This is a genomic window from Steroidobacter cummioxidans (assembly GCF_003104955.1).
Genome location: NZ_LSRW01000026.1, coordinates 1 through 13,788, shown reverse-complemented (window position 1 = coordinate 13,788; position 13,788 = coordinate 1). Strand labels below are relative to the sequence as shown.

Below are 13,788 nucleotides of genomic sequence, written 5' to 3'. Positions count from 1 at the left end.
TCACACCGGGCCGGGCGCGATGCGATCGATAGCCGCCAGCTCCTCGCTGCTGAAGCTCAGCTGATTCAACGCGCCGAGGTTCTCGCGCACCTGTGCCGCGCTGCTGGCACCGATGATCGTCGAAGTCATGCGCGGGTCACGCAGCACCCACGCAATCGCGAGTTGAGCGAGCGTCTGGCCGCGCGCCTGAGCGATTTCATTGAGCGCCGCGGCCTTTCTGACGACCACCTCGGAAACCTGCTCCGGCCGCAGGAAGCGAGTGCCACGCCCGACGCGCGAATCCGCCGGAATACCCTGCAGATAACGGTTCGTCAGCAAGCCCTGAGCGAGCGGTGAGAATCCGATCATGCCGGCGCCGATTTTCTCGACCGCGTCGAACAGCCCCGCCTCGATGTCTCGTTTGAAGATGCTGTACGAGGGCTGGTGAATCAACATCGGGATATGCCACCGGCGCAATATCGCTGCCATCTCCAGCGTCTGCTCGGGCGAGTAAGCGGAGATGCCGACGTACAGCGCTTTGCCCTGCTGAACGGCCGTAGCCAGTGCCGATGCGGTTTCTTCCAGCGGAGTCTCGGGATCGAAACGATGCGAATAAAAGATATCGACGTAGTCGAGCCCCATGCGTCGCAGGCTCTGATCGAGACTGGCGAGCACATACTTACGTGAGCCACCGCCCTGCCCGTACGGCCCCGGCCACATGTCCCAGCCGGCCTTGGTCGAAACGATCAACTCATCGCGATACGGCTGCAAATCTTCCTTGAAGAGGCGGCCGAAGTTGGTCTCGGCGCTTCCATACGGCGTGCCGTAGTTATTGGCGAGATCGAAGTGCGTGATACCGAGGTCGAACGAGGCGCGCAGAATCTCGCGCTGTCGCTCGATTGGCGTGTTGTCTCCAAAGTTGTGCCATAGCCCGAGGGACAGCGGCGGCAGCTTCAGGCCGCTGCGGCCGACCGGGCGATACGAGAATCGATCATATCGATCGCTAGCTGCGACGTAAGCGGCGGCGGGCTGTGTCATGCCCGCCATCGTAGCAAATATTGGAGAGTTGAGACGCCGGCGCGGAAGGAACGATCACACCCTTTAGCCAGCTGAATGAACCCTGTGGTCAGCTGCCCAAGTCGAACATTCCTTCGACCGCCGCTTTCGTGAACACACGAAACGCGATCATCGTCTCGGTCAACACCACACCGGGCAGCTTGCGCATCTTGTCGCTGACCACCTCGGCCAATTGCTCGTTTTCATTGACGCGCACGATGGCGACCAGATCGTACTGACCTGCCACCGAGAACACTTCGGCGACGCCTTTGAGCTCCACCAGCTGTTGTGCAAGCTCGTTGACACTGGATGTTTCGGCCTTGATGAGGACCACTGCACTGACGCCGCCGACCATATCGCTCTCCTGAAATCTTCGTAACTCAACTGCCCGTCATCGCAGACAGGCCATCACCGAACCGCGGTGCTTGATGGTCTTCATGCAGACCGTCGTTTCCACCTTCTGTACACCCGGCAGACGCGAGATCTGCGCGCGGAGCAACTCATCCAATTCACCGATGCCTCGTACCAGAACGTGTAGCAGGTAGTCCGCCTGCCCCGCCGTCGTAAAACACTCCAGCACCGAAGGATGCCGATTCACCGCCGCCTCGAAGTCGGTGTGCCGCGCGGAGTTGATGGTCACTTGCACGAAGGCATGTAAGTCCAACCCGACCGCCGCTGCATCGATCTCCGCCCGATAACGCCGGATGACGCCCTGACGCTCCAACTCCCGCACTCGCGACCAGCACGGACTCTTCGACAAACCGACCTTCTCGGCCAGTTCGGCGTACGAAAGGCGTCCGTCGTCTTCGAGCAACTTCAGGATAGTGGTCTCGGTCTTGTCCAGCATCGGGACATTTTCCTTGGAATTGGGTTATTGGTACTACTATCGTTCTTTTCGGGCCTTGGCAAGCGCAGCCGACGATTCCCTACCCCACGGTCGTGGGGAGTTCGAGCTGCCGGGTGGCAGGTGCGAGCTTGAAATGACGCCGCAACGGTGACGTCACGTTGCGTCGGTTGAATGTCGCCTCTTCGCTGCTTCGTCACGCCCGAAGCGCATCGAACTGACCGAGCGACGAGTCGGTCCTGCAGCTACAGCGGGCGCTTGCGCCGCTTCGACGTATTGATAGCCGCATCATCGGCGCCGAGCAGTTTCTTCAACTTCCTGCTCAGGCCTTCCAGCTCGGCACGGGCTTTTTTCGCGACCTTCTTCGCTTCCTTGAAGATGCGGCGTGCTTCGCGAGCACGGAGCTTCGCATCGCGCGCTTCCTTTTTAGCGGACTCGGCCCGCTTGCGTGCATCCAAGGCGCGCCGCTGCAGCTCGCCGACGTTCTTCTTTTTCGCGGCCTTCCTGGATCGGACCATTAGTTGCTGCGGACGATGCGGCCTTCGATGGCAACACTGAATGGCTGGGGCAACGATTCCACGTACTCGACCAGCGCATTCAGATCGACCGGGCCGACGACCCGGTTGGTACCCTGCGGCAGCACTACGAAACCATCGCCGCCTGCGGCCATGAAACTATTGACCGTCACGCGATAGATCGCGGCCGGATCCAGTGGCGTGCTGTCGGCCTTGAGAATCTGCGTCACGCGCTCGCCGACCGGGCGGGCGTTGTCCCAGATGTATGTCAATCCCGAAGGTTTCAGGATGCGAGGGAATGTCTGGCCCTGCCACTGCTGCTCCAGCAGCGTCTTGATCTGTGCTCCGGTGAGATCCATTGAAACCAGGTCGTTGCCAAACGGCTGAATGGTGAACAGGTCGCCCCAGGTCACCTCGCCCGCATCCAGATCGGCCCGAATGCCGCCCGGGTTCATGAAGGCAAACTCAGCATCCGTCGTCACACGCTGCGCGTCGGCAATCAAGTTGCCGAGCGACGATTCGCCTGCATTGTTTTCAGTGCGGGTCAACGCAGTGGTCACGTTACCGACGACGCGATTTACCAATGGCGCGACGCGCTCATCGGCCTTAGCCACGAGCTCGGCCACTTTCACATCGGGCACCAGGCCCGGGCCTTCGTCGCCCCACGTGGTAACGATGACCGCGGACTTCTCCACCACATCGGCGCTCTTGCGACTGATCGCGAGATCGATATCGCCGTACGCTGTGCTGGCCGAGAACGCCTGCGTCAGCAGGATCTGCTTGCCCTGGCTGTTCGGCACCAGCGCGTTGGTGAAGCCGTGTGCGTGCCCGGAAACCACGACGTCCACTTCGCTATCCAGACGCTTGACGATGTCTGCAATCGGACCGCTCGGCGGCAGCACATCCGGATCGGTCGGACCGGTGTAGCTGGTCTGGCCGGTGCCCTGATGGATGGTCACGATGATGGTCTTCACGCCCTGCCGCTTCAGCTGTTTCACCGAGGCGTTGATGGCGGTCGCTTCATCGATGAACTGCAGGCCGGCCACGCCGGTCGGCGTCACGATGGTCGGCGTTTCCTTCAACACCGCGCCGATGAAGCCGATGGCAACGCCGTCCACGACTTTGATGGTGTAAGGCGGCAGCACCGAGCGACCGGTCGACTGGTCTATGACATTGGCAGTGATATAGGGGAACTGCGCCCCCTGCCAGCGCTTCTGGAGGAACGGACCGTCTTCGTGATTGCCGCCATAAACCAGACGCAACGCCTCGCCGATGCCTTCATCGAATTCATGATTGCCGAAGGTACCGACGATGTTGCAACGAGGCTGCGTGTAGGCCTGCAACTCATACGGCAGCTTGCGGAACAGACGCACCGGTTGGCAGTGCTTGTTCGCCAGCTCATTCAGCACGCTGATCGCCGGCTCGTCCTGGAGCAACGCCGAATTCGGCGGCGATGCGCCGACGTGATCGCCCGCATGAACGATGATCGCACCGTCCTTGGCGGACGCCGACGCTGCACGCAGATAGGAAGTAAGCACCGCCGCACCACCGGCTGGACGCGTACCGACCGCGCGCGGTGACAGCTGGCCGTGGAAGTCGTTGATACCGAGCAGCTTGATGTTGACGACCGGATCGTGTTTCCAGCGGGAATCACGCCACGTCAGCCGTTGCGAAGCCTTGTTGCGAGCCCCGGCACCTTCGAGACGCTCCTCGAATTTGTCCTGCTCGTTGGAGTGGAAAGCCTGATCGTGCGAATGAGCAGCAACTGAGAATGTCGCCGCGACCGCGGCGGACAGCAACACGGACTGCAAACGCATGGCAACTCCTCTGCAACAGCGCATGATGGCCATGCACTATGCAGCGGGCGTTTTACAGAATCGTCGCGAGAAGATTGCAGGATTGTGGCGGCACGTCGCCGGCCGGCAACGCGGGCTACTTTTTCAGCGTGCTAATCGAAGATTTTGCCGGGATTCAAAATATTGTTCGGATCCATCGTGCGCTTCAGCGCCCGCATGACATCCACCGCCGGCTTGCCATGCTCCGCTTCCAGAAAGCGCTTCTTGTGCAACCCGACGCCGTGCTCTCCCGTGCACGTGCCGCCCATCGCGATAGCTCGATGCACCAGCCTTTCGTTGAACAGCTCGCTGGCCTCCCATTCCTGCTGACTGGTGGGATCGATCACCATGGACACATGGAAATTCCCATCGCCCACGTGACCGAGCACCGTCGCCATCAACCCGTTGGCCGACAAATCCGCCCTGGTCTCGGCAATACACTGCGCCAGCTTTGAAATCGGCACGCAGGCATCCGTCGAGAACACGCGACAACCCGGCCGCAACTGCAACGTCGCGAAATATGCATTGTGTCGCGCACTCCAAAGCTTGGTGCGCTCCTCCGGCAGCTTGGTCCAGCGAAACTCCTCGCCACCATTTTGTTTCGCAATCTCTTCCGCCACCGCCGTCTGTTCGGCCACCGACGTTTCGCTGCCATGGAATTCCATCAGCAACATCGGCCGCTCGAGCAAGCTCAGCTTGCTGTATCGATTGACCGCCTTCACGGTCATCTCATCCAGCAGCTCACATCGAGCGATCGGCAGGCCGTATTGAATGATCTCACTGGCGGTGCGCACCGCTGCATCCACATCAGGAAAGTGCCCCACCGCCACACTCGACGCCTCCGGCACCGGCCGCAACTTCACCACCGCCTGGGTCACGATAGCGAGCGTGCCTTCGCTGCCGACCAATAGATGCGTCAGGTCATAGCCCGCGGAAGATTTACGAGCGCGTGTGCCGGTGTGAATCACTTCACCCGTCGCAGTCACCGCCGTGAGCGACAAAACATTCTCACGCATCGTCCCATAGCGGACTGCATTCGTTCCGCTGGCGCGCGTGGCGATCATTCCGCCGATGGTTGCATCGGCGCCAGGGTCGACGGAAAAGAACACGCCTTCCTGACGAATATGCTCGTTGAGCTGCTTACGCGTCACTCCCGCCTCGACCACAGCAACCCCTTCCGCCGCGTCGACTTCGAGAATGTGGTTCATGCGGGAGAGGTCGAGACAAATGCCCCCTTGCACGGCGAGCAAATGACCCTCGAGAGAGGAGCCCGCGCCGTACGCGATGACAGGCACGCTGTATTGGTTGGCCAGCGCGAGAGTGAAAGAAACGTCTTCAGTGGAGAGTGCAAAGACGACGGCGTCGGGCGGCGTGATGTCGTACGCAGACTCATCACGACCATGATGCTCGCGCACCGCTTCCGAGGTGACATAGCGATCGCCAAATCGCTCGCTCAACGCAGCCGCCACGGCCGGCACCAGAGGCCGCTTCCGCCCTGCCACCACTGCCCCGGCCACGCTACTTGACGCCATCGAACTCTCCGCGAAAGGAGCCAAGATCATACCGCAAACCCCCTCCTCTTCGAGGAAGGCCGGCGAACGCAACGGCGTATCGGCAGCGTCAGGGTGGGTGCCCCTCCCATGTGCACGCTGGGCTCACACAACGGCCCTATCGGCAGCGCCAGGGTGGGGTGTCTCCTCCCGGCAAATGGATAAAACATGGACGTTTTTCCATTAGCAGCTACAGGGGCTCGGCGGTGTTTTCAGCGAAGCACGGCTTCGCTCCGCCGAGCGGGTGTACATGGATGTACACCCTGGGCTTGCGCGGAGCAGGACTGCGCAGCGCAATGTACAGCAACGCGCCGCGCGTCAGCGCAGGCGCGGCGTGCGTCGCGGTGCCGGGAGGAGACACCCCACCCTGGCGCTGCGAGCCACAAGCGCTGAACGCCCCTATTTTTTCTTCGACTTGCTCTTCGGGGGAGCTTTAGCAGGCTTACCCGACCCCGCCCCGAGCCCCCGCAGTTCCGGCGCCAGAGTCTCCTCGAAGAACCGAATGAACCCCTCCTGATCCGGCCCCGCCCCCAGCAGCACCACATGATCGTACCCCGCATCGATCCCTTTCTTGATGTGCTCGATATAAGGCTCCGGATCCGGCCCATGTGGGATGCTGTCCTTCAGATCCTCCGGCCTGATGTGCTCCGTCGCGCCTTCGAAACTCTTCACGCCTGGCAGCTCAGCGAGCACTTCCCACCCCAACGCACCGAAGCGCGAATACTCATGCGCAATCTTCAGTCCTTCCTTCTCACTGCTCGCATACGCAAATGAAAGCTCGATGTACTTGCCCCCCTCGCCGCCGCCCGCACTCTTCCAATCCTTGATGAGACTCGGCTCCGGCTGCACCGCCATGATCCCTGTACCCAACTCGCCGGCCATGGTCGCCGACTTCTTGCCACTCACGCCAAGGACGATCGGTACCGGCTCCTCCGGCAGATCGTAGATCCGCGCGCTCTCGACTTCGTAATACTCGCCGCTGTGCGAGAACAATCCGCCCTCCCACAACCCACGCATGATCTCGATCGCCTCGCGCAACATCTCATGTCGATGACGCACAGGCGGCCATCCATAACCGACGACGTGCTCGTTCAGCCGCTCACCCGCGCCCAGCGCCAACGTGAACCGACCTTCACTCATGACGCCAATCGTCGCCGCGGCCTGCGCGACGATGGCGGGGTGATAACGAATGATGGGACAGGTGAGCCCCGTCGCTATGCCGACGCGCTCGGTGGTCGCCGCGATCGCGCCGAGCACGCTCCAGGCAAAAGGTGAGTGGCCGTGGGATTCGAGCCACGGCAGATAGTGATCGGAGATGCCGACGAAGTCGAAGCCGGCCTCCTCTGCCAGCTGCGCGTAGCGGACCAACTCGCGCGGTCCGGTGGTTTCCGACATCAGTTTGTAACCGAACTGCACACCACCGGATCGCGCCATCGCACCGCTCCCGTTTCAGGGTTTGGCGGCGTAACGCGTCTGACGCGTCAATTGATCCGCGTCAGTGCGGCTTCCGCTTGCGGTCTGCGTCCTTGATTCGCTGATGCGGCGAACGCTGCGCCTCGGGCGGACTTGCCGTCGCCTCCGAGCGTTGTTGCTGGTGACGGACGTTGGCCGACAACGTTTCCTTCATCGTGCCCGGCGTCTTGGTCTTGCGGGTCGTATGACTCTGTTTGGTGTGAGTCCTCATGATCGTCTCCTCACTGCTATCGACGCAGGTGTTAAGCAGCAGGAGCCGTCGCGGGTTCCGATGAAATCACCAGCAGCACTTCGCGCGAAACTCGTTCGTCGATCTCGGCGGCATGCAGCAGCTCGACGGGATAGCGCACGATCGCATCGACGCCCTCTGCGGAGAATCGCAGTTGGACCACCGGCTGTGCATCGGCGTTGCCGTGCACCTGCGCCGTGCGCTGGATTTCCAGTGTTTGCCGCAGGATGTCGTCACGATAATCCTTGAGCACGCCGCCGACCGCCTCGAGCAGCTTTGTTTTCAGCGCCGCGGCGTCGGCACCCGCCGGCAGCCGCACCGTGATCTCGTGCCAGGCCAGGTTGATGCCGGGGATTTGTTTGAACAATCCGCCCGACGCCTGGAAGACGATCGAGTTCGCGAAGGCCACGACCCGTCCCGTCGGACTCATTACGCCGTCCTGCCCGCTCAGCTCCATCAGGTGCAAGCGGACCAGACCCAGATCGATCACTTCGCCCGTGACATTGCCGACCTGTACGCGATCGCCGACGCGAATGCCGTACTTGCCGATGAGGAAGAAGTACCCGACGACGGAGATCAGCACGCTCTGCATGGCCACCGCCAGACCGGCGGTGATGAGGCCGGCGAACGTGGCCAGCGATCCCAGCTCGGTTGCAAATGTCGCAGCCGCGATGGCAACGACCAGCGCCCACAGCAGAATCTTTCTCAGCAGCAGCAAGCGCGAGCGACGGCGTGCATCCTGCACGTAGCGGAACACCGCACGCCGATACAGCTCGGCCGCAGTGAACACCAATATCAGCAAGCCGATAAAGATCGCCAGCCGAATGCCGAGCGCCCGCCAGGCCTCGCGATTCTGACGATGCGTGGCCTCTCGCCAGTTGTTGAGATTGTTTCGATACTGAGTCAGCAGCACTTCGGCCTTGCTCAGCGGCGTGATGATGGATGAGGTCTGTTGGAACAGCCAGGCGATGGTGTCGTATTGATCGCGCACGCCCTTCAAATTGGCGCTGTTGGTCTCCGCTTCAGCGGCCAGCGCGTCGGCACGCGCCGACAAGGCCTGCAACTGCTGCAGCGGCTTTTCGCGGATCTCCTTGAAGACATCCTGCAAGTCCTCGGTGCGCCGATCGACCGTTTCGATGGTGCGCGCTTTCGCCGACAAACGCAGCACCGCCGCCGTCAAATCCCAAATGCCGAACTGACTGAGGGAGGTGCTCACCGCAGCAGTCACTGACGTCGAACCCGCGGCCGGCGTGCTCGGGGTCGTCGTCGCGGCGGGGGCGACACTCGCCGACGGAATCGATGCAGCGATCGCATCGATGTGCGCCTTGAGCGCATTCGCACCCGCGGTCTCGTTCGCATACTGACTCATGTTCGCGAACAGGTTGCGACGCGCGTTGACGAGCTCCAGCTCGCCTTGCAGGACCGAAAGCCTGGCCTGGAGCTCGCTCCTGGCCTTACCCGACGCTGCGGCGATCTGTCGGCGCACGCCTTCGATGTCACCTTGCAGCTCGGCACGCTGCGCGTCGAGCTTCTGCTTGATGCGATTCAGCGACTGCGCTTCCGACGAGCTGGCGTCCTGCTGGTCCTGCTGGGCGCTCGCTTCGCTGCTGATCAGCTCCGCATTCGCCCGCGCTATCTCGAACGCCAGCGCCATGACCTTGTCGGCGGTCTGACGATTGGCATAGAGAATGAGCAGATCGCTGGGCTGGGTCGCGGCCTGTTGCTGCGTGCCCAGCGTGCGATACCAATCGACGGTCTCGTCCAGAATCTGCACCACCTGCTCGCCGGTCATCACGGCGCGCTGGGCGATGGGATCGGCAGCGGCCTGCTGCTCAGCCTGGGGCGGAGGTTGTTCGGCGGCTGCCGCAATACCGAACGGCAACGCCAGCGCAGTGAGCAGCGCGATTTTTGCGAGCATGAACGGTCTCTTGAGTCCGCGGACCCGGACCGCGGGAGACTATAAGAGGAGCGGCTCGGCCGCCAGGAGGGTCGCCCATCGACGACATCGCCGTTAATTTATATTTATTTGTTCGCCAGCCAGGCCTCGAAGCGCCGGGTAAGTTCGCCGTAGTGCTCGACCCAGAACTGCGCATCCAGCTCGACGGCCTGCTGCAGATTGTTCGGATTGGAGGGTGTATCCACTTGCAATGCCGGCTCCAGGCCGGCAATCGCCTGACGGTTGGACAGTCCGGTCGGAATGAAATGCGCCAGGCGCGCCTCATGCTCCGGCTGCTTCATGTACTGGATGAGCCGCAGCGCCTGCGATTTACGCCGGCTGCCCTTCAGGATCACCCAGAAATCGACAGCGTAAATATTGCCGTCCCAGACCACCTTGAAATTGCGTCCCTCCTCGCGATTGGCCACCAGCAGCCGCCCCGGACTGGTGACCGACATGGCCACCTCACCCGACTTCAACAGCTCCGGCACCTGGGAGATCGAGGTCCACCACAGGGCATGCGGCGCAATCTTGTCGAGCTGCCGAAAGGCCCGGTCCACCCCTGCTTCGGTGCGCAGCACTTTATAAACATCGGCGGGCGCGACACCGTCGGCCATCAAAGCGAATTCCAATGTGTACTTCGGCGTCCGGCGCAGCCCGCGGCGGCCAGGAAAGCGGCTCACATCCCAAAAATCCGCCCAGTTGCGCGGCCCGTTGGGCATGCGGCTGGCGTCGTAGCCGAACAATTGCGACCAGACCATCGCCCCCACGCCGCACTCCTGCACCGAAGGCTCGATGAAAGCGTCGCGTCCGCCCAGCGCCTGCCAGTCGATCGGCTCAAACAAACCTTCCTTGCAGCCCAGCAACAGCTCTTCCACTTCGACCTGCACGACGTCCCAATCGACATCGCCGTGCGCCTTGTCACGCAGTACATCGATACCGCCGTGCCATGTGTCCTCGTGCAGCTGAATGCCGGTATGAACGACGAAGGACGTCCAGTAGGCGTCGCGATGGGCGCGCTGCGAGCTGCCGCCCCAGCCCACGACCGTCAGCGGCTTGGCCGGCGCGTCCGCGTTGCATCCGGCTAAAAGGAACAAAACACCCAACGCGGCGGCGCGTGTGCCCCGATGTCTCAACCCCATACCTCTGCATAGACGCGCGCAAAGTTGCCGCCGAGTAACTTGTCGATACGACGAGCCGGCCAGCCGCGCGCGGCCAGATCCTGCGCCAGAGTGAAGAAGCGGCGCGGATGGTTGTAGTCCAGAATGAACTGATGCACCTCGGGCCCTTCCCCCGGAGCCGCGATGCCCTGTGCAACGCGACTTTCATATTCCTCCCGCAGATACTTGCGGTATCCATCGTCGATCAGGGTGGCCGACACGTTGCCGTCCGTCCCCAAGCCGACGTGATCTTCCCCACACACGTTGACCGCGTGCTCGATGTGACGGATCAGATCGTCCTTGCTGGCATTGCCTCGCGGCACCAGGAACGGCATGAAGTAAATGCCGGCGACGCCGCCTTTCGCTGCGAGCGCGCGCAGTTCGGTGTCGTACACGTTTCTGGGATGGTCGTGCAAATCGCGGCAGCCGGTGTGACTGATGACCGGCGGCATCCGAGCCTCGCGGATGGCTTCGGCGATGGTGGCACGACCGCTGTGACTCAGATCCATCACCACTCGCGTGCGCCCGAGCTCGGCGACCAGCTCGCGCCCCAAATTGCTCAGGCCACTGTCGGCGCGCTCGAGACAGCCATCTCCGACCAGATTGCGGGTGTTATAGGTCATCTGCATCACTCGAAGACCCATCGCGCGCAACGTGGTTACACGTGACAGATCGTTTTCGAGCAGCGATGTGTCCTGAACGTTGTAGATGAGTCCGAGGCGCCGCGTGTCCTTGGCCCTGGTCAGGTCGGCGGCCGTACGAATCCGCATCAGCAGATCCGGTGCCGCGGCAATCTTCTCGTTCAACGTGGCAATGCGACGGATCGCTTTCGCCATCCGATCGCCGGTGCTGCCTACGCTCAACGTCACACTGACCGCGGTCAAGCCGGACTCCCGCAGATCCTTCAGCAGTCGTGCCGACGGCTCCGTCTCGATGGCTGCATCCGGTTCTGGATCGCTCACCGCGCCAAGCGCGTCTATGACCATCGCGCGCTCGTAATCTTTGGTTGTATAGGAATGCCGCTCGCTCGCCACCCCCGGGTGAGCGGCAAGCGCAGTACTTGCGGCAATGAATGTGCGTCGGCTCAACATAGCTCAGTTCCGGGGATCGACATAAACGACGCCGCCTTTCATGACGAACCTGATCCGCTCGAGCTCGCCGATCGCAGTCAACGGATCGCCATCTACGGCAACGATGTCAGCTGCCTTTCCCGGCGCGAGCGAGCCGACTCGTTGTGACACCCCAAGATGATCCGCCGCCCCCACCGTCGCGGCACGAATGGACTGCAACGGTGTGAGCCCGGCCTGGACCAGCAGCGAGAACTCACGCGCATTGGTCCCGTGCCTGGCAACGCTGGCGTCGGTACCGAAGGCGATCTTCAGGCCAGCAGCGTGAGCGCGGCGCCCCGCATCCAGCATCTTCGGGCCCACGTCGAGCGCTTTCGCTCTGGCGGGTGCGCTCAGGAAGCCGTTCGGATCGTTGGCCCATTCCGTCACCGTCGCACCGGCCAGTAACGTCGGCACCAGATACGCTCCGTTTGCTTTGAAGAGCTCGATCGACTCGGCATCGAGGAACGTGCCGTGCTCGATTGAATCGACGCCGGCCCGGAGCGCGGCGTTCACCCCTTCCGTGCTGTGCGCGTGTGCGGTGACGCGCCGCCCCATGCCGTGGGCCGTTTCGACAATGGCCTGCAGCTCTGCATCCGTGAACTGCAAGCCAACTCCTTGTGCCACGTCGGCCAGCACGGAGCCGGTCGCGACGATCTTGATGATGTCCGCGCCTCGTTGAATCTGGTTGCGAACCAACCGACGGCAATCGTCAGCGCCGGAGCAAAGGTTCTCGCGCCGAATCGTCACTTCCACATCGGGACGATAGTCATGCACGTCCCCGTCGCCCCCGTGGGGGCTGAGCACATGACCCGCTGCGATGATCCGCGGACCTGGAACGTCCCCGCGCTCGATGCCGTCGCGCAGAGCGAAGATGGCATCGTTCTCGTCGCCGAGATTGGCGACAGTCGTGAAGCCGGCTCGCAACGTCGTGGCCGCGAACCGAGCACCTTGAATGGCCCAATCCGCGGCGGTCAGCGTGACGCGATTCATTCGATCGTGCGGACCGTTCTCATGACACAGGTGTACGTGGCTGTCGATCAAACCGGGCAGCACGAATTTTTTACGCAGATCGATAACGCGACCCGGCCCATCGACAAAGCCCTCGCGCAGCTCCGCTACGCGACCGTCGCGAACCACTATGGTTTGATTCGTCAGCACACGACCGTTGGCGGGATCGGCGAGCACGCGGCCGGCGTGGATATAGGAAACGTCGGCGAGTGCAGTCGCTGCGAAGAACGCTGCGGCATAGAAAAATATCGAAACGCGGCTCATCGCCCCCGCTCCGAGCGAATCCAGGCGTCGACGTTTTCTTCCAGCATCGGCAGCGGCAACGGTCCGCTACCCAACACGACATCGTGAAACCGCGCCAGCTGGAACTTCGCGCCGAGTGTCTTTTGCGCACGCTCGCGCAGCTCGACGATCTTGAGCATGCCGATCGCATAGGAAGTCGCTTGCCCCGGCAACACGATATAGCGGTCGACCTCGCGTTGATTGTCGTAATGCGAGCCCGGCATGTTCTCATCCAGATACCTGACGGCTTGCTCGCGCGTCCAGCGCAGCTCATGCAAGCCCGTGTCCACGACCAGCCGCACCGCCCGCATCAGCTCCATCGTCAAGCGTCCGAACTGTTGATACGGGTCGCGATACAACCCCATCTCGTCCGCTAGCCGTTCGGCGTACAAGCCCCAACCTTCGCTGTACGCCGCCACCGAGTTGAGCTTACGGAATCGCGGCAAGCCCGCCAGCTCATAAGAGATCGCCACTTCGAGGTGATGCCCTGGAATGGCTTCGTGATACAGCACCACCGGCAGCAAATAGCGCGGCGCGGCCTTCATGTCGTAGAGATTGATATGGAAGACGCCAGGTCGTGTGCCGTCCTCGGAGGGGTTCGAATAAAACGCCTTGGCCGCCGACTTTTCGCGCCAGGGTTCCACTGCGCGCACGACCACATCTGCCTTTGGCACTGACTGACCATTTCGTGCTGGCGTGCTTTTTTCACGACTTGTAACGCCGCTCAGTGTCTTTCAGGTACTGCGCGCGTCCCTCGTCCGAGTCGGCGTAGTAGTAACGCGGGTCCTGTCTCTTATACACATCTCCGAGCC

The 13,788-nt window shown here is 62.1% G+C and carries 13 protein-coding genes; all 13 read right to left on the bottom strand.

What is annotated here, in order from left to right; all coding sequences use genetic code 11:
- Positions 1-1,017 (bottom strand): L-glyceraldehyde 3-phosphate reductase, encoded by a 1,017-nt coding sequence (gene mgrA / locus D0550_RS15065; RefSeq protein WP_116810034.1) that lies wholly within the window; start codon positions 1,015-1,017, stop codon positions 1-3.
- Positions 1,018-1,105: 88 nt separating this feature from the next.
- Entirely contained in the window at positions 1,106-1,390 is a 285-nt protein-coding gene (locus D0550_RS15060; protein ID WP_116810019.1) for an Lrp/AsnC family transcriptional regulator, read from the bottom strand.
- A gap of 36 nt (positions 1,391-1,426) precedes the next feature.
- Positions 1,427-1,882, bottom strand: a complete 456-nt coding sequence (locus D0550_RS15055; protein WP_161965839.1) for an Lrp/AsnC family transcriptional regulator — start codon at positions 1,880-1,882, stop codon at positions 1,427-1,429.
- Between the two features lie 242 nt (positions 1,883-2,124).
- Positions 2,125-2,397: a hypothetical protein gene (locus D0550_RS15050; RefSeq protein ID WP_116810018.1), complete on the bottom strand. Its 273-nt coding sequence runs from the start codon at positions 2,395-2,397 to the stop codon at positions 2,125-2,127.
- On the bottom strand, positions 2,397-4,211 hold the full coding sequence (locus D0550_RS15045; RefSeq protein WP_116810017.1) for a bifunctional metallophosphatase/5'-nucleotidase: 1,815 nt from the start codon (positions 4,209-4,211) through the stop codon (positions 2,397-2,399). Before D0550_RS15045 ends, D0550_RS15050 begins: the two co-directional genes overlap by 1 nt.
- Before the next feature lie 131 nt (positions 4,212-4,342).
- On the bottom strand, positions 4,343-5,761 hold the full coding sequence (locus D0550_RS15040; protein ID WP_116810032.1) for an FAD-binding oxidoreductase: 1,419 nt from the start codon (positions 5,759-5,761) through the stop codon (positions 4,343-4,345).
- Between the two features lie 417 nt (positions 5,762-6,178).
- Positions 6,179-7,213 carry a TIGR03557 family F420-dependent LLM class oxidoreductase gene (locus D0550_RS15035; protein WP_206606302.1) on the bottom strand — a complete coding sequence of 345 codons (1,035 nt, stop codon included), beginning with the start codon at positions 7,211-7,213 and terminating at the stop codon, positions 6,179-6,181.
- Between the two features lie 61 nt (positions 7,214-7,274).
- Positions 7,275-7,463: a hypothetical protein gene (locus tag D0550_RS15030; RefSeq protein WP_116810016.1), complete on the bottom strand. Its 189-nt coding sequence runs from the start codon at positions 7,461-7,463 to the stop codon at positions 7,275-7,277.
- A gap of 31 nt (positions 7,464-7,494) precedes the next feature.
- The gene (locus D0550_RS15025) at positions 7,495-9,399 is read right to left on the bottom strand and encodes a mechanosensitive ion channel family protein (RefSeq protein ID WP_116810015.1); all 1,905 of its coding nucleotides are present in this window, start codon (positions 9,397-9,399) and stop codon (positions 7,495-7,497) included.
- A 104-nt stretch (positions 9,400-9,503) separates the two neighbouring features.
- Complete coding sequence (locus D0550_RS15020) at positions 9,504-10,559, bottom strand: ABC transporter substrate-binding protein (protein WP_116810014.1); 1,056 nt, start codon at positions 10,557-10,559, stop codon at positions 9,504-9,506.
- The gene (locus tag D0550_RS15015) at positions 10,550-11,668 is read right to left on the bottom strand and encodes a dipeptidase (protein WP_116810013.1); all 1,119 of its coding nucleotides are present in this window, start codon (positions 11,666-11,668) and stop codon (positions 10,550-10,552) included. The genes D0550_RS15020 and D0550_RS15015 overlap by 10 nt, the downstream gene beginning before the upstream one ends.
- Before the next feature lie 3 nt (positions 11,669-11,671).
- Positions 11,672-12,958, bottom strand: coding sequence for a metal-dependent hydrolase family protein (locus D0550_RS15010; RefSeq protein WP_116810012.1), 1,287 nt, complete (start codon positions 12,956-12,958; stop codon positions 11,672-11,674).
- On the bottom strand, positions 12,955-13,650 hold the full coding sequence (locus D0550_RS15005) for a DUF885 domain-containing protein (RefSeq protein WP_275129243.1): 696 nt from the start codon (positions 13,648-13,650) through the stop codon (positions 12,955-12,957). Before D0550_RS15005 ends, D0550_RS15010 begins: the two co-directional genes overlap by 4 nt.
- Positions 13,651-13,788: the final 138 nt, after the last annotated feature.